At 71.1% G+C, this 15,027-nt stretch carries 16 protein-coding genes; 14 read left to right on the top strand and 2 right to left on the bottom strand.

What is annotated here, in order from left to right:
• Nucleotides 1-35: 35 nt before the first annotated feature.
• From ACFRU2_RS31500 to ACFRU2_RS31440, 13 genes are all read left to right on the top strand, one after another.
• Nucleotides 36-506, top strand: coding sequence for a hypothetical protein (locus ACFRU2_RS31500; protein WP_382978566.1), 471 nt, complete (start codon nucleotides 36-38; stop codon nucleotides 504-506).
• 97 nt (nucleotides 507-603) lie between these two features.
• Nucleotides 604-1,086: a hypothetical protein gene (locus ACFRU2_RS31495; protein WP_382978564.1), complete on the top strand. Its 483-nt coding sequence runs from the start codon at nucleotides 604-606 to the stop codon at nucleotides 1,084-1,086.
• 255 nt (nucleotides 1,087-1,341) lie between these two features.
• Complete coding sequence (locus tag ACFRU2_RS31490; RefSeq protein WP_382978563.1) at nucleotides 1,342-1,824, top strand: hypothetical protein; 483 nt, start codon at nucleotides 1,342-1,344, stop codon at nucleotides 1,822-1,824.
• 154 nt (nucleotides 1,825-1,978) lie between these two features.
• A complete protein-coding gene (locus ACFRU2_RS31485; protein WP_382978561.1) occupies nucleotides 1,979-2,389 on the top strand; it encodes a hypothetical protein in 411 nt (136 codons plus the stop codon).
• A gap of 152 nt (nucleotides 2,390-2,541) precedes the next feature.
• Nucleotides 2,542-2,826, top strand: coding sequence for a hypothetical protein (locus ACFRU2_RS31480; RefSeq protein WP_382978559.1), 285 nt, complete (start codon nucleotides 2,542-2,544; stop codon nucleotides 2,824-2,826).
• Between the two features lie 92 nt (nucleotides 2,827-2,918).
• Nucleotides 2,919-3,341 (top strand): hypothetical protein, encoded by a 423-nt coding sequence (locus ACFRU2_RS31475; protein ID WP_382978557.1) that lies wholly within the window; start codon nucleotides 2,919-2,921, stop codon nucleotides 3,339-3,341.
• 96 nt (nucleotides 3,342-3,437) lie between these two features.
• On the top strand, nucleotides 3,438-3,914 hold the full coding sequence (locus ACFRU2_RS31470) for a single-stranded DNA-binding protein (protein ID WP_382978555.1): 477 nt from the start codon (nucleotides 3,438-3,440) through the stop codon (nucleotides 3,912-3,914).
• A 325-nt stretch (nucleotides 3,915-4,239) separates the two neighbouring features.
• Nucleotides 4,240-4,521 (top strand): hypothetical protein, encoded by a 282-nt coding sequence (locus tag ACFRU2_RS31465; protein ID WP_382978553.1) that lies wholly within the window; start codon nucleotides 4,240-4,242, stop codon nucleotides 4,519-4,521.
• A 40-nt stretch (nucleotides 4,522-4,561) separates the two neighbouring features.
• Nucleotides 4,562-4,996, top strand: coding sequence for a hypothetical protein (locus ACFRU2_RS31460; RefSeq protein WP_382978551.1), 435 nt, complete (start codon nucleotides 4,562-4,564; stop codon nucleotides 4,994-4,996).
• A gap of 163 nt (nucleotides 4,997-5,159) precedes the next feature.
• Nucleotides 5,160-5,666: a hypothetical protein gene (locus ACFRU2_RS31455; protein ID WP_382978549.1), complete on the top strand. Its 507-nt coding sequence runs from the start codon at nucleotides 5,160-5,162 to the stop codon at nucleotides 5,664-5,666.
• 63 nt (nucleotides 5,667-5,729) lie between these two features.
• Nucleotides 5,730-6,278 carry a hypothetical protein gene (locus ACFRU2_RS31450; protein WP_382978547.1) on the top strand — a complete coding sequence of 183 codons (549 nt, stop codon included), beginning with the start codon at nucleotides 5,730-5,732 and terminating at the stop codon, nucleotides 6,276-6,278.
• A 71-nt stretch (nucleotides 6,279-6,349) separates the two neighbouring features.
• On the top strand, nucleotides 6,350-6,790 hold the full coding sequence (locus ACFRU2_RS31445; RefSeq protein WP_382978545.1) for a hypothetical protein: 441 nt from the start codon (nucleotides 6,350-6,352) through the stop codon (nucleotides 6,788-6,790).
• A gap of 199 nt (nucleotides 6,791-6,989) precedes the next feature.
• Nucleotides 6,990-7,859 carry a hypothetical protein gene (locus ACFRU2_RS31440; protein WP_382978544.1) on the top strand — a complete coding sequence of 290 codons (870 nt, stop codon included), beginning with the start codon at nucleotides 6,990-6,992 and terminating at the stop codon, nucleotides 7,857-7,859.
• A gap of 78 nt (nucleotides 7,860-7,937) precedes the next feature.
• Here ACFRU2_RS31440 and ACFRU2_RS31435 read toward each other — a convergent pair whose 3' ends face one another.
• Entirely contained in the window at nucleotides 7,938-8,441 is a 504-nt protein-coding gene (locus ACFRU2_RS31435) for a hypothetical protein (protein ID WP_382978542.1), read from the bottom strand.
• A 251-nt stretch (nucleotides 8,442-8,692) separates the two neighbouring features.
• Nucleotides 8,693-9,019: a hypothetical protein gene (locus tag ACFRU2_RS31430; RefSeq protein WP_382978540.1), complete on the bottom strand. Its 327-nt coding sequence runs from the start codon at nucleotides 9,017-9,019 to the stop codon at nucleotides 8,693-8,695.
• Nucleotides 9,020-9,793: 774 nt separating this feature from the next.
• Between ACFRU2_RS31430 and mobF the strand changes: the two genes are divergently transcribed.
• Nucleotides 9,794-14,794 (top strand): MobF family relaxase, encoded by a 5,001-nt coding sequence (gene mobF / locus ACFRU2_RS31425; protein ID WP_382978538.1) that lies wholly within the window; start codon nucleotides 9,794-9,796, stop codon nucleotides 14,792-14,794.
• Nucleotides 14,795-15,027: the final 233 nt, after the last annotated feature.

Raw genomic sequence — 15,027 nt, 5'->3', positions numbered from 1 at the left:
CGCCGCATGCTCCGCCCCCAGGAAGCGACCGCCCGATGACCACCACCGCCCCCACGCCGCCCCTGCCCGACCCGTACGCCGACCCCGCCGGGTATCTCGTCGTCCGCTGCTCCCGGCTCCACCAGGCGAACACCGAACTCGCCGGAGCCTTCCTCTACTCCGCCGCGCCCACCATTCGCGCCATCTGCCCCACGGCCGCCCGCGTGATCTTCGACCGCACCGCCAACGACGCCGACCCCCGCCAGCCGGTCACCTTCTTGCGCATCGAGGACGAATACGGCTCGGCACTCACCACCCGCGAAGACGCCGACACCCTCGACCGGCAGGACCAAGCCCTACTGCGTCAAGCCCTCGGCGAGGCCTACGCCGCCGTACTCCACTGGAACGCCGGAGCCACCCCCGGCCCCCGCCCGTGGAGCGTGGAGAGCACCTACGGATTCCAGGACGGCGCCGCGCCGCCGTTCCTGTGCACCGTGACCCTTCCCCCGGCCCGGCCCGCGAGTTGACGCACCCCATCACGTGAAGTAGACTAGTCAATGTCGGACTGGGGAGGGCAAACCCCGGGCCGGACACCGCGAACCACCGAGACGAGGAACGATTCCCATGGGATACACCCACTCCTTCGCCTACACCTCCCAGGCGGAAGCCTTCCGCAGCAACTGGCTCCAGCTGCGCGTGGACGCGGCGGCCGTCGTGGACTTCGCCAAGAAGGCCGGTGTGGTGCTGGCCGGGCCGGACGGCACCGGTCTGCCGGTGATCAGTGAAGACCTGATCGCCTTCAACGGGCGCGGTGACGAGGGCTGCGAGCACTTCCGCCTGGAGCTCTCCCCCCGCCGCCTCTCGCAGTTCGGCCCGTTCGTCTGGAGCTTCACTAAAACGGCAGGCCTCCCCTACGACATGGCCGTCACCGCCGTACTCCTGCGCGCGCACACCCTGATGCCCGAAGTCTTCGCCATCAACAGCAATGGCGACTGGAACGAGGACTGGCAGGAGGCCCGCGCCATCCATCAGGCCCTTTTCGGTGACCCGGGCACCGGCGACCCGCTCACGGACACCACCGTCGGCCCCGTGGCCGTCCGCAGCTGACCACCGCCGTCCGGGAGCCGCGCCCGCAGCCGCGCGAACCCCGGACGGCCGTAGCGCGCCGGCCCCAGCGGCCGCACCCCCGCCCGGCGGCCGGCCGTTCACGTCCAGGCCGTTCGGCGACGGCCCCGCCGCCCCGACGCGGCCCGGTGCGCGCCTTGACCTCCTTCGCTCCGCCCTACCCGCAAGAGCTCTTCCGGCAACCCCGAGGTCTTCATGAGCATCACCATGTCCGAAGCGAGCGCTACCACTCTCCGTATGGCGGTCGAGTCCGCCAAGGCCGCCGCCGCGGCAACAGCCCACACCGCGGCCATGATCATGATCGAAGCAGGCGGGGGCCAGGGCAGCATCCACCGGGCGTGGAGGGGTGAAGGCCCCGACGCGTTGTGCCTGATCAGCGCCCCCTCTTTCAGCGGGCACATCATCGCCGGGTCGCACGGTGACCGCGTCCAGATCACCCTTCCCCACCTCACCCCGTCCGCGTACGAGAAGATGCGAGCCTGGGCCCAGGACCGCGACGAGTGCCACCACGACCACGACTGCGACTGCCTCACGGACCCGTGGCCCACGCTCGCCGCCCTCTCCCAGGGCGACGAGGAGCACGACATCGACTACCGCGCCGACCACGAGTACGCGCGCGGGAGCGCCCGCCTGGCGTTCGGACGCGTCACCGTCAAGCTCGACGACGAGGCCGTGACCGTGGCGGACACCCTGATCCGCATCGCCCGCCACCACGCCTGATACGACCAGGGGGCCGACCACCCCGCCGTCCACCCCAGAAAGCCGGATGGGGAGTTGACATCCACCCCCCATCCAGTAGATTAGTCAATGTCGGAACAGGGAGGGCAAGCCCCGGACCGGCCACCGCGAACCGCCGCCGCAACGAGGAGCACCCATGGCCAGCACCACCGACCGCGCCGCCCGCGACCGCAAATACTTCGAGGAGCGTCTGAGGGTCGCCGCCGAGGCCGGCCGGAAGGACGCCCGCCGCTACGCGAGCAACTGGTGGGACCGCCTGCACGGCGAGGAACTGACGGCGGAGAACGTCCGGATGGACGGCTTCTTCGAGCACATCACCGGCTACCAGTTCCAGGTCGAGCTGTGGACCGAGCTCATCGAGGCCTTGTCCATCACCCGGGACGCCGTCGCGACGTGGCACGAGCAGATGGCCAAGGCCGAGCGGAGCTCCACCCCGACCGGGGGCACCATGGGCAACCCCATCGCGGACGCCCGCCAGCACCTGTGGCACGACGCGAACGAGAAGTTCGCCCGCTACGCCGCCGACCGCTTCCGCCGCGTCAGCTGACCCGACCGGCACCCCCGGGTCCGACCGGCACCCCCGGTCGGACCTGGGGTCAGGTTGACACCCCGCCCACTTGAGGTAGACTAGTCCATGTCGGAACGGGGAGGGCGAGCCCCGGGCCGGTCACCGCGAGCCACCGATCGAAACGAGGGAACATGTCCACCGCCACCGCAGCCCGCCCCACCGTCGGCCCCCGCATCCTGGAGACCGTCAGCGAGAGCGCCTACGCCGAGCCGAGCGAGACCCACGTCCGCAGCATCGGCGGCACCTTCTACCGCTTCCACCGGTGGGAGTACCGCTCCGGCGACACCTTCATCGACGTGTCCGTCCCCGACGAGGCCACCCGCGTGATGATCGAGCTGTTCCCCGACTTCGCCGACATGCCCGAGCACTTCGGGTGGACGCTCAAGCGCCAGTTCGCCAGCTACATGTTCGACTGACCCGCCCGCCGGGGCGACGTCACCGCCGCCCCGGCCCGAGGCCCCGCACGGCACGTAGCCGCGCCCGCTCCACCACGCCGCAGCGAGGATCCATGCCCACGCCCACCGACCCCTACCGTCCCGAACATCCGGCGCCCCGGCCCCAGAAGAGCGCCGCGCAGCTCACCGCCGCCGACTTCACCCACTGCCGCATCGGCATCGAGTACCGGCCCGCTCAGGCCGCCTCCTACTGGCGACTCCAGCTCTTCACCGGCGAGGCCGGCCACAGCTTCACCAAGACGACCCGTGCGCGGATCTCAGAGCACACCGACCCCCTCCCCGTCGCGCATGATGAACTGGCCGCACTCGGCCTGGAGATCGACCCCTCCCGCGAACCCGGCCCGCTCAGCGCCTACCGCGTACGCCCCGCCGCCAAGGGCCCCACGGGAGCGCCCCGCCCCGCACCCGGCGCCGGGGAGGCGCCGCACCCACCGGTCACAGGCAACGGGATCAACCCGCACACCGGGGGAGGTTGACACACCCACCCACGTTGAGTAGAATAGTAAATGTCGAGAAGGGGAGGGCAAACCCCGGACCGGCCGCCACAGAACCACACACGAGGAGACACTCCCATGGCAGGCGAGACCACCATCACCCTGATCGGCAACCTGGTCGACGACCCCGAGCTGCGCTTCACCCCCTCCGGGGCCGGAGTCGCCAAGTTCCGCGTCGCCTCCACCCCCCGCATCTTCGACAAGACCACCAACGAGTGGACGGACGGCGAAAGCCTCTTCCTGACCTGCTCCGTCTGGCGCCACGTCGCCGAGAACGTCGCCGAGTCCCTCACCAAGGGCATGCGCGTCATCGTCACCGGCCGCCTGCGCCAGCGCACCTACGAGACCAACGAGGGCGAGAAGCGCACCGTCTATGAACTCGACGTCGAGGAAGTCGGCCCGAGCCTGCGCAACGCCACCGCGAAGGTCGCCAAGGTTCAGCGCAACACCAACCAGCAGCAGGGCGGCTGGGGCCAGCAGGCCCCCCAGCAGCGCACCGCGCAGACGGCCGACGCCTGGAGCGCCGCCCCCACCGACGAGAACCCGCCCTTCTGACCAACGCCCCTGCCGGTGCCGCGCCCTCACGGTGCGGCACCGGCCCCGGTGTGGCGCACGCCGCGCCGCCGTCCGGCGACCGCAGCCAGGCCGGCATCGAGCCGGCCTGGCTGCGCCCGCGCCGACAGGCCGGAGCCGGCCCCCGCCGTACGCCCCGCCGCTGCACGCCCGGGCCCCGGCGCGCGGCCACCCGGAGCACCCCCTCCGCCGCGCAGCCAGACCGCGCCGGGAGCGGCATCGAGCCGCCCCCGGCGCGCACACCCCGCCCGCCCCGCCGCCGCCCCCAAGGGTGCGGCGCCACGAAACCGACGAACGAAGGCCCCACGTGAAGAAGACCCCGCTCGGCATCCGCTTCACCACCGGATGCGGACACTCCTGGAAACGCCGGCACGCCCGCTGGAGCGCCGCGTACCTGCGCGGAGCCCTGGCCGACTGCCCGGTCTGCGGCGAGTACCTCCTGATCGTCATCCCGGACGACCTACCCGCCGACCATGTTCCCGCCGACGTCCACTGCCCCCGCTTCCACGCCCACCTCGCCCAGGTGACCAACGGCGACTGGCCCGCGGACGGCGCCGGCACCTGGACCTCGACGTTCGGCCCGCACTGACCCCCGACGGCACCCCCGCCCACACATGGAGCAGCACAACATGAGCCCCACCCCCGACCAGCAGTCCGCCGCGGCCTTCCTCGCCCAGCTCCTCGACAACCCGCCGCCCTGGCTTCCCGAGACCACCAGCTGGGAAATCTTCCGGGAGGTCGACGGCCGCCACTCCCTCAGCGGGGCCATCGCCCCGGGGCCGGGCTCCGTGTCCGACCTCCTGCGGACCGCCGCGCACGTCAACGCCGGCTCGTACGAGGAAGGCCGCGTGCCGCAGGCCCGGTTCACCCTCGACGGCCACGACATCACGCTCTACCACCTGCCGCCCCCGGCCCGCCGGCCCGCGTCCAGCTGCACGACCTGCGCGGCCTCCCTGGGTGAGCCGGGCGTGCCCCTCGTGTGGATCGGGCTCGTGCCGCGCGCCATCTGCATCCCCTGCCGTGACCGCATGCACGCCGCCTTCCTCGCGGCCAACACACCGTGAAGGCCACCGACCCGTTCGCGGAGTTGACCATCACGATCACGTGAAGTAGACTAGTAAATGTCGGACCAGGGAGGGCAAACCCCGGGCCGGACACCACACACCACTAGCACCAGGGAACGGCCTCACCAGCGGCCGTGCGGTGCCCGTCAGGAAGGACGCGGCCGTGACCGCCACCACCGTCAACGGGATCCAGGTCCTCGCATCCGAGGCCGTCGAAGCCCCGATCAGCACCTCCGCGAAGCCCATCTACTTCAAGCAGGCCCGCCGCCTCCTCCTTGCCAACGACACCGAGCTCTACGGCTGCGTCCACTGCGACTTCGCGGCTACCGGGATCGGCGTCGTACGGACCCACCTCAAGGCCCACCGCCCGACCGACGTTTCCGCACCCGACGCGCCGCGCAAGAAGCCCGCGCGCGCCAGCGCGAAGAAGACGGCCGTGCCGACCGCACCCGACCGCCCGGCCCCCGAGTCCCTCACGCCGGACTCTCTCGCCTCGCTCAACCTGGGGCAGCTCGTCGAGCGGGCCCAGGCCACAGCCAAGGCCGTCAAGGAGCGTGACCTCGCCCGCAAGGAACGCGATGCCGCCCGCGAGGAACTGACGGAGTGGATGGACCGGACCGCCAAGGCCGAGCGCAGCCTCACTGCGATCCGTACCGCCCTCGACGCGTAGCCGCCCGCACGCCGCCCGGCCGCCGGGCGGCGCGCCCGTCCCCCAACGCCCCGGAGTCTCACCGTGCCCGAGCGCGCCATCATCGACTGGACCGGCCCCGACGGCCGGCCCGAAGCCCGCCTCTACTCCCGCTGGTCGCCCCCCGCCCAGCAGATACCCGCCCTGGCCGACTTCCTCTCCACCGCATCTCACCCCGAGGTGTGCACCCTCGCCGACTACCGCGCCTGGGTCGGCGAACACGCCCCTCACCTCATCACCGCCGTCACCACCCCCGCAGCCCCCGAGCCCGGCAGCGCCATCGACTACCGCTACACCGTCCAGATCAACCCGTTCCGCGTCACCGCCCGCACCCACCGGCCGGACCGCCCCGACACCGTCCTCACGGCCGACTCCCCCGGCGAACTCTTCGCCACCGCCGCACAGCTCCTCGTCGCCCAGGCCCTGCGGATATGCGCCCTCACCGAAGCCTTCCCACGGCCCCCGTACGCCGCCTACCTCGCCGACCCCGACGCCCTCGAAGCCGCCGCCGTGCGCCACGAAGCCAACGCGGCGGCAGCCGGCTGGTGGCCCGACGACCACCCCCTGCTTGACCCCGCCCACTCCAACCAGTAATTTAGTACACGTCGGAGATGGGAGGGCGAACCCGGACCGGCCACCACAACCACCGAACAGGAACCGCGCACATGAACACCACGCTCCCCCTGGCTCCCGACGTGATCAGCCACGTCCTGCACCAGGCCACCACCGCCGCCCCCGCCGTCACCCAGGCCGCCGCCCACCTGAGCACCTGCACCCACCTGCCCGCCTGGCACACCCAGCCCATCGCGCTGCCGCCGGACATCCGCGAACACCAGCAGCGGGCCCGCGCCTTCCATAACGCCCTCACGGCCAGCCGGTGCACCTGCCTGCACGGCCTCCCCGAGCAGCTCCTCGCCGACGTCACCAAGCGCTGGGCCGACGCCCTGGACGCCGGAGCCTGGTACGGGCAGTCCGCCTACCGCTCCTCCCGCGAAGTACGCGACCACAGCCGTCGCCAGTACGACAAGGCCATCAACGACCTCCTGGCCCTCACCGACTGGATCACCAGTGGCACCGCCGCCCACACCGCCCGGGGCACCTGGTGACCCGCCACCAACGCCCCACACCACCCCGGCCACCGTGAGGAACCCTGCCCACGACCACAACACACCAGCAGACACAGCCGACGACGGACGCGGTGTTCCCGTACACAGGTACGGGAACACCGCGCACCCGCCGTCGGCCTCTCCGCGTATCCACCCCCACCGCCAGCCGCCGCACCCTCACCGCAAGGAGCACCCGCTCATGAAGTCCCTCGACGAAGTCAAGGCCGCCTTCGCCCTCCTGCCCGAGCGCGTCACCCTCAAGCAGATCGCCGACGCCACCGGCCGCGAGCTCGACTCCGTCCGCAACTGGGTCTACGACAAGAGCGCCGGCTTCCCCCCGGACGTTCCGCCCCCAGGCCTGCGCGGAACCAAACTCCGCGACCGCGACCAAGTCCTCGCCTGGTACGAGAGCCAGCCGTTCGCCGCAGACGACAGCACCATCGGCGGACCCCGCAACGTCGCCGAGACCGCCCGCCGGGCGCGCCCCCGCCACGCCAAGATGGACACCAAGGACCTCGCCCGCACCCTCGGCATCACCGTCCGCGGCGTGAACTACTACGGCTCGGCCTACAGCGCCGACAAGAGCGAGAACCCCTTCCCCGAACCCGACGAGCAGGGGCTGCGCGACTGGTCCGAGGTCCGGACCTGGATCCTCGACAACGCCGAGCGCGACCGCAAGCCGTCCAAGCCCTCCACCCGCGACGAACGCGGACTCACCACGCGCGAGCGCGAAGTCCTCGAGCTCGTCCAGGCCGCGGACGCCGAGGGCCAGGACGTCACCGTCCCCTGGCTCACCGACAAGCTCGGGCTGAAGTCAGCCGACTCCGCGCGCAGGCTCCTGCGGGCCATCGAACAGCACCGCGGGCCCGGCGCATCCAAGATGCTGCGCCCGGTTGCCCTCGCGGAAGCGGCCGGCACGACCACCGACATGCTCAAGTACTACGCGAAGACCTTCAGCGCCGGCGCGGACCCGTTCCCGGCGAAGAACGCCAACAGCGAGCGCAACGTCGATGACGTCAAGGCATGGATCGAGCGCCGGAAGAAGGCCCAGGCCAATCGCGGCTCGTGAAACCCCGCCGGGCAGCAAACGGCCCCCGACCTCAGCACCCTTCGGTGCCACAAGGTCGGGGGCCGCTTCGTGTTCGCGCTACGCCGCCGGAACCCCGACCGGCTCCTCCACACCAGCGCCCTCTCCGACAGCGTCCGTCTGCGCCGTGCCGGCGGTCTCCGGCAGATCGTCAGGGGCCGGACCGTCACCGGTAACCGGGACCTCCCGCGCCGGCTCCCGAGGTCCTGCAGCGGCTTCGGTCGCCTGAACATCGGTCGTCGCCTCCTCCTGGCCGTCCTTGTCCTGGTTCAGGTACCGGCGTATGTCGCCCAGCGTCATCCCCAGCTGCTCGGCGGCGTTCGGCTGGCTTCCGAAGGCCTCGACGGCTTCGACGATCGTCTTGGCCATCTCCCGCTCGACCACGGTTGTCTCCTGCGCCGCGTCGGCCTCGATCGCGGCGATCTTCTTCTCCTTGTCCTCGTCAATCGAGGCCAGCTTCTTCTCGTGCTTCTCGACCTGGTCCAGCACCTTCAGCTGGCGCCTCTGCTGCTCCCGGAGCTTCTGCTTCCGCGACAGCGCTTGCTCGTTGCTTCGTGACGTCATGCCCGGATCCTAAACCGGCCATAAACGCCGAACCCCGCCCGCGACCTGCGGCAATGCTCACACCAGGCCTGCTGGCCCCAGCAGCAACCACCACCCCGGGAACCCGCGCGCCTCTCTGAACCACCCCCAACACCCCCTCACCCAGAAGGAGGTGTCACCGTCAGCACCCTGCCGCTCGAAGTTCCAGCGACTCGCACCGAGGGATACCTACGCGCTCCCTGCCCCTCACATCTTGGCCGCGGATGTCCTCGTCAAGACTCTCCTCCATCCCTGCGGAACCTTCCCAGCCAAGCGGCGGGGTCGGGCTCGAACAACCTGCCACCGGCGATATCCCTCAGCATCACGACGTTGCCCTTGTCCATCGCCATCATCACGCCGGTGCCCAGGAGGGCGGAGGTGACGTTGCGCATGTCCTTACTGCTGTACAGCGCCGATACGGTAGCGAGCAGGGCCTCCTCGCCGTAGTCGTACATGCGCAACCCGACGTCGTTCATCCGCTCTGCCAGCAGGCACAGCTCACCCGCCGTCGAAACGGCCTGGCGAGCAAGGTCGGCGAGTTCCTCGTTCCGATTCCCCATGACCCCACAATGACACCGGGCGGCCCCGGTGCCCCACGCGACAGGCGGCCATCGATCGACGCCGGGCCGGCCCGGGTTCCCAGAAGCCCACGACCATGACGACTCAACCCTGGCCGCCGGCGGCGCCCTCATCCCGCGGCACGCCTACTGCACCACCGCCGGACTCAACGCTCGCCACCCCGGTCAGACAGATGCCCTCGTTGGTCACCGAGACCCGCGGCGCGGTAAAGGCCCCCATCCGGCCTGAGGAGACCTGCAGGACGTCTTCACCGAAGGGTTCGCACCCTGATGAGAGCGCGTGGTCAACGGCGAGGACTCGTCGGCCCCTCACCGACAACGTCCTCGCCGGCCCCTCACATGTCCAGCGCACGTACCCAGGTCACTTCCAGAACCCTGCACCATCACGGCCGAATCCCTGTACATCCCACTGAGACCTTCCTGTTCCTCACCCCACTCGTCCCTCTCGCCCCCCTCCCACTGACCTTCTGCCTCTTCTATATCCACCCTCCACTGCCACCTCACTGATACCTCCTCCTCCCACTACCTCTCCACCTCACTGACCTCTACCTTCCAACTCACCCTCTTCCTCCTTCACACCATCTCTCACCTGCTCATTCTTCAATCATTGAGATCTCTCCAAGATCATCTAGTCACACCATGTGCATTACCTTTGGCATATGCCGCCCGGCTGTCTAAGATCACTTCCATGCACCGTCCGATCACGCTCCCCCAGGCCCTCGGCCAGGACGTGATGAACGGGATGCCGAGGACGGCATGCTGACGATCCACCCGGTCAGCGCCGGCATGGGTATCGACTACCTCCTGAGCACCGTCGCGAGCGACGACCGCACCCTCGGCGTCAGCGCGAACGAGGAGCACTGGGCAGCCGGAGCGGACACTCCAGGCTTCTGGATCGGTCAAGGCGCCGCCGCTCTCGGCCTCTCCGGAGACGTCTCCCAGGCCCACGCGGACGCCCTGTTCAAGTACGGCGAGGACCCCCTTACAGGCGAGGCGCTGGGCCGCCGGTGGCGCCAGTACAAGACCGTCGAGGAGCGGTACACCGAGCGTCTGCGCCAGGAGCCGAAGGCCTCCGACGCCCGGAAGGACGAACTGCGCGCGCTCGTGGAGCGCGAGGGCGAGCGCTCTGCCAGGGCCGGCTGGGAGATGGTCGTCTCCCCCGTCAAGTCCTTCGCCATCGCGGTCGCCCTGGCCGACGATGAAGGCCGTCAGCGACTTCTCCAGGTCGAGGAGCGGGCCTTCCAGAAGATGTGGCAGCGCATCGAATCCAGCGCCGGGTACGCCCGTATCGGGGCCAACGGAGTCGCCCAGGTCAAGACAGACGGCCTCGCCGCAGCCGTCTTCACCCACCGGTCCAGCCGGGCCGGTGATCCCGCATTCCACCGGCACATCGCGATCAGCGCGAAGGTCTCCGTCGACGGGAAGTGGCTTGCACTGGACGCACGGCCTCTGCACCGTCAGCGCGTCACCTTCGGCGAGATGTACACCGCCGAGCTGGAGCGGGGCATGGCCGAGGAGCTCGCCATCACCGCCATCGAGCGCGACGACAGCCTCTCCTTCGACAAGCGCCCCGTCCGCGAGTTCCACGGTGTCGGACAGCGCCTGATCACCGAGTTTTCTTCTCGCCGCAGGCAGACAGAGGGCCACCTCCGCGAGCTGATGAAGGCCTTCCGGGTCCGTGAGGAACGGGAGCCCAACCGCGCCGAGAGCTACCGGATGGCGCAGGCCGCCGCGCTGACAGACCGCCCCCCGAAGGAGCTCCGCTCGGAAACAGACGAGCGGGAACTGTGGCGTGAGCGCGCCCGGAAGGAGGGCCTGCGCCGCCCCGATCGGATCGTTGAACTCGCCCAGCGCCAGTCCGCTCAGGCCATTCGCAGTGCCCCGCGAACGCCTGTGGAACACGCCCTCGAAGCACGAAGGACCACCGCCTTCCAGGACATCCCCACCGCTGTTGTCTCGGTCCTGGAGGCGAACCGTGAAACCTGGACCCGGTCCAACGCCGAGGCCGAGGTCATACGCCAGCTGGTCGCCGGAGGCTGGCACATATCCCTGGGCGAGCAGTTCGACACGGTCATCCAGCAGCTGACCTCAGCCGCCCTGTCGCCCGAGTACTGCGAGCTCGTCGACATGCCCGACCTACTCCCCGTACCCGCCGACTACCTCCGCCCGGACGGAACCTCGCTGTTCCACGACGCCGGCTCCACCCGTTACACCTCGCACAACATCAGGGCCTCCGAACGCGAGGTCGTCCGAGCTGCCCGCGAGCCCGCGCCGGTCCTCATACTCAGCCACGAACAGATCGACGCCGCGCTCGCAGCGGGCCACGATCAGCGCGGATTTACCCCCAGCCAGGAGCAGCTGGCCACCATCCACGGCATCTTCACCGGCGACCGTCGCGTCCAGGCCGTCATCGGCCGGGCCGGAGCGGGCAAGACCACGATCATGGCGCTGCTGCGCGAGGTCGGCGACGCCTACGGCATCCCCGTCATCGGCATGGCCAACGGCCAGATCCAGGCAGACGTCCTCGGCGAAGAGGCCGAGATCCGCACCGAGAACATTCGCCGCTGGCTGTTCATGAGCGAGACCAGCGCCCCCGGAACCCCGGAGTGGACGCTGCCCGCGGGCGCCATCGTCATCGTCGACGAGGCAGGCCAGGCAGCCTCCACCGACATGGCCGCACTGCTGCGTCAGGCCGCCGCGGCGGGCGGCCGCCTTCTGCCGGTGGGTGACCCCCTCCAGCTCGGCGCACCTGGCCCCGGTGGACTCCTGGCACAGATCGAAGCAGACGCCGGCGCCCTCTACCTGACCGAGATCCGGCGCTTCCGCGACTACGACGGAACCCTTCGCACCTGGGAGATCGAGGCATCCAAGGCCCTCGCCGAAGGCGACTCGGAGACGTCCTTCGAGGAGTACCACACCCGCGGGCGCATCCACGCCGGCAGCGCGGACGCCATGTCGGCCAAGGCGTACGGGGCGTGGCTGTCCGACACGAACGACGGCCTGGTCTCCATCCTCATCGCTCCGGACAACGCGACCGCGGCCGCTCTCTCCGCCCGCGCCCGCGAGGACCGGATCCAGGCCGGGATCGTCGACAACACCAAGACGATCCTGCTGCGCGACGGCAACTCTGCGGGCGTCGGCGACCGCATCGTCACCCGTGCCATCGACCGCAAGACCGAAGTGCGAGGCGGCCGCGGCTACATCCGCAACGGCGACATGTGGACGGTGACGAAGGTCCTCGGTGACGGCAGCCTCGTCGTGAAGTCCACCCACTCCAAGGCGAGCGCAGTCCTGCCCGCCTCCTACGTGGAGGCGTCCGTTGAGCTCGGCTACGCCATCACCAAGGACCGCGCGCAGGGCCTGACCACCGACACCGCGCACGCGCTCTTCGACCAGGGCATGAACCGCAACGCCGCCTACCCGTCGGCGACCCGCGGCAAGTACGCGAACCACATGTACCTGGTCGTCACGCCCGAGATGGTGCCGATCGTCGGCGACCCGGACCCGGTACGCACCGCCCGCCAGGCGTGGGCGCAGATCATCGAACGTGACGGCACCACCCGGTCGGCGACCGTCGCCCAGCGCGACTCCCTGGACGCCTCCGAAGCGCTGCATACCCTCGTGCCCCGGCTGCGTTACACCCTCGACGACCTCGCCGGCGAGCGTCTGGTCGAGCAACTGCGCGAGCAGATCCCGATGGTCGCCTCGATCGTGGAGGCCGAGGCCTGGCCCGCGCTGCGCGACGTCCTCAGCCGTGTCGAAGCGGGCGGAGCCGATCCCGTCGCAGCCCTGCAGCGGGCGATTCCGGTCCGCGGGTTCGGAGACGCCGACGACGTCGCCGCGGTCCTGCACTGGCGGCTCCACAACGACGACGTGGTCCTCGCCGCCCTCGATGCGGCGGAGCAGCAGCTTGCCTCCGGTCCCCTGCTCCTGGCCCAGCTGCACCTTCGCCTCCCCGAGGAGGACGGCAGCGAGAAGAGCACCTACGCGCACGATCTGGCCCGCGCCGTCACCACGCGCGCCGAGGAACTTGCCACCAGCGCGGCGGAAGATGCGACTCTCGGCGAAGGCTGGGCCGCCGCATACGGACCGGCGCCCCAGGACAGCGGCGAGGCCACGACGTGGCGGGAGCGGCTGGCGTCCGCCGCCGCCTACCGCGACCTCGTCCAGCTGGCGGACACCGTCCCGCTCGGCCCCGCCCCCGAGCCCGGACCCGACCACCTGCGCCGCGTGTGGCGCGACGGACAGGTACCGGTCGAGGACGCCGTGGCGGCCGCCCGCGTACTCGGTGCCGCCGAGGCGGGAGCTCGCTGGCTCGACTCCCTCGGACCCGTCCCGGCGCCCGAAAGCGCGCTGCGGGAGCGGTGGATGGACGCGGCTGTCGCGATCGACACCTACCGTGAGCGGTGGGACTACGGCCGGGAAGACCTCTCCCTGGGCCGGCGTCCCGCCGATCCCGTGCAGGCCCTCGACTACGACGCCGCGCACGCCGCCGTCGACGTGTTCCGCCAGAGCACCCCGCCGCAGGGTGCCCCGCAGGAGAGCGAGCGTCCCGAGCTCCAGGCCAAGGTCCAGCGGGGCGAGATCGGTGCGATCCGCGCCGACGACGCGGCACGCGCCGACAACACCCTGCACGCGAAGAGCCGTGCGGCCGACGCGGCGGCGCAGCAGGCACTGGACGCCCGGAACCGGGCCGAGACGGCACTCAAGGCGGCGGCGGACCCCGAGCGGCGCAGCAACCACGAGGCCCTCGCGGCCCGCGCCGCCGAGCTGTCCGCGCACGCCGATCAGGCCGCCGAGGCCGCCGCCCAGGCACGCCTGCGCGCTCAGGAAGCAGAGGACTCCGCCCGTCGGCACGCCCCCCGCGCGCTGGAGGCGCGCGCCGACCACCGGGCGGGCCGCGATGCCGCGCGCGCCCTCGATGCGCTCGGGCCCGAGCCGGCCCCGGCCCGATCCAGCTGGCAGCAGCGACCGTTCGGCGCGCTCTCCGAGCACGCCCTGGGTACGGCGGAGGCCTCCGCGCTGGCCCGCGCGCGCCTCGCCGACCAGGAGGCCGACACCGCGTACGCCCGCGCCGACCGGCTGCGGGCCGACCTTGCCCCGGGCGGCCGGATCGAGACCGAAGCGGCCCAGCGCGGCCAGCAGGTCACCGCCGTTCAGGACCTGCGCCGCACCCGCGTAGACCTGGCCTCCACCGAAGGTGAGCGGGCACGGGCCGAAGCGGCGATCGCCGCCACGACCGTCCGGCTGGAGGAGACCACGCGCTTCAACCGCCCGGTCCTGCGCGGCGAAGACCGCCGCATCGCCGAGGAGCAACTCGCCCAGGCCACCCGCGAGCGCGCGGCCGCAGAGCAGCGCCAGGCAGCCCTGCTCGGTGAGGCACAGCGGCTGGCCCCGCTCGCGGGAGACGAGGCAGAACACGACCGGCTCCTTGAGGAATGGGCGCAGCTCGGCGGCAGCGTCGAGGCCGTCGTCACCAAGGAGAAGGAGGTCGCTGGCGGCGACGCGGACCACGCCCGGGCCACCGGTGACCAGATGCGCCGCCGTGCCGAGACGCACCGCGAGCGGGCTGTGGGCCTTCGCCGTGAGCTCTCGGTCCGGCGGAGCATGGATCCCGCCGAAAGGCACAGTGAGGACCTGGAGCGAGCGCAGAACGCTCAGGACGTGCAGCAGCAGCGAGCCCAGGACGCCGCGCAGGCGGCGGCGCGACAGCAGCACGAGGACGAGCAGAACCGCCGCGACGGCCACCGCTACTGACCCGCACGGAGCCCCTGCGGCCGGACACGGTGCAGCGCCCCGCAGCGGACGGCCATGACGCCGCAACCGGCGGTGATCACCACGGGATGGGCAAGTCGGCCTGGCCCCAGGGGCACCGCCATAATGTGGCGCCCACCCCCGGGCCGCGCCGGCATACGTCTGGAGTACTGACTGCGAGCCCGGTCGTCGGCCCACACTGGGAGGAGCAGGTTCCGACCGTCCGAAGGGGTACG

Origin of the sequence: Streptomyces sp. NPDC056883 (assembly GCF_042788835.1) — a bacterium.
Classification (GTDB): Bacteria; Actinomycetota; Actinomycetes; order Streptomycetales; family Streptomycetaceae; genus Streptomyces; species Streptomyces stoeckheimensis.
This window is presented reverse-complemented; position numbering and strand designations above follow the sequence as displayed.

Excerpts from the sequence above, each read along its gene's own strand:
- ACFRU2_RS31475 (WP_382978557.1), top strand. The coding sequence starts at position 2,919 with ATGCCCACGCCCACCGACCCCTACCGTCCCGAACATCCGGCGCCCCGG.
- ACFRU2_RS31495 (WP_382978564.1), top strand. The coding sequence starts at position 604 with ATGGGATACACCCACTCCTTCGCCTACACCTCCCAGGCGGAAGCCTTC.
- ACFRU2_RS31445 (WP_382978545.1), top strand. The coding sequence starts at position 6,350 with ATGAACACCACGCTCCCCCTGGCTCCCGACGTGATCAGCCACGTCCTG.
- mobF (WP_382978538.1), top strand. The coding sequence starts at position 9,794 with ATGCTGACGATCCACCCGGTCAGCGCCGGCATGGGTATCGACTACCTC.
- ACFRU2_RS31460 (WP_382978551.1), top strand. The coding sequence starts at position 4,562 with ATGAGCCCCACCCCCGACCAGCAGTCCGCCGCGGCCTTCCTCGCCCAG.
- ACFRU2_RS31500 (WP_382978566.1), top strand. The coding sequence starts at position 36 with ATGACCACCACCGCCCCCACGCCGCCCCTGCCCGACCCGTACGCCGAC.
- ACFRU2_RS31440 (WP_382978544.1), top strand. The coding sequence starts at position 6,990 with ATGAAGTCCCTCGACGAAGTCAAGGCCGCCTTCGCCCTCCTGCCCGAG.
- ACFRU2_RS31430 (WP_382978540.1), bottom strand. The coding sequence starts at position 9,019 with ATGGGGAATCGGAACGAGGAACTCGCCGACCTTGCTCGCCAGGCCGTT.
- ACFRU2_RS31435 (WP_382978542.1), bottom strand. The coding sequence starts at position 8,441 with ATGACGTCACGAAGCAACGAGCAAGCGCTGTCGCGGAAGCAGAAGCTC.
- ACFRU2_RS31485 (WP_382978561.1), top strand. The coding sequence starts at position 1,979 with ATGGCCAGCACCACCGACCGCGCCGCCCGCGACCGCAAATACTTCGAG.
- ACFRU2_RS31480 (WP_382978559.1), top strand. The coding sequence starts at position 2,542 with ATGTCCACCGCCACCGCAGCCCGCCCCACCGTCGGCCCCCGCATCCTG.
- ACFRU2_RS31470 (WP_382978555.1), top strand. The coding sequence starts at position 3,438 with ATGGCAGGCGAGACCACCATCACCCTGATCGGCAACCTGGTCGACGAC.
- ACFRU2_RS31490 (WP_382978563.1), top strand. The coding sequence starts at position 1,342 with ATGGCGGTCGAGTCCGCCAAGGCCGCCGCCGCGGCAACAGCCCACACC.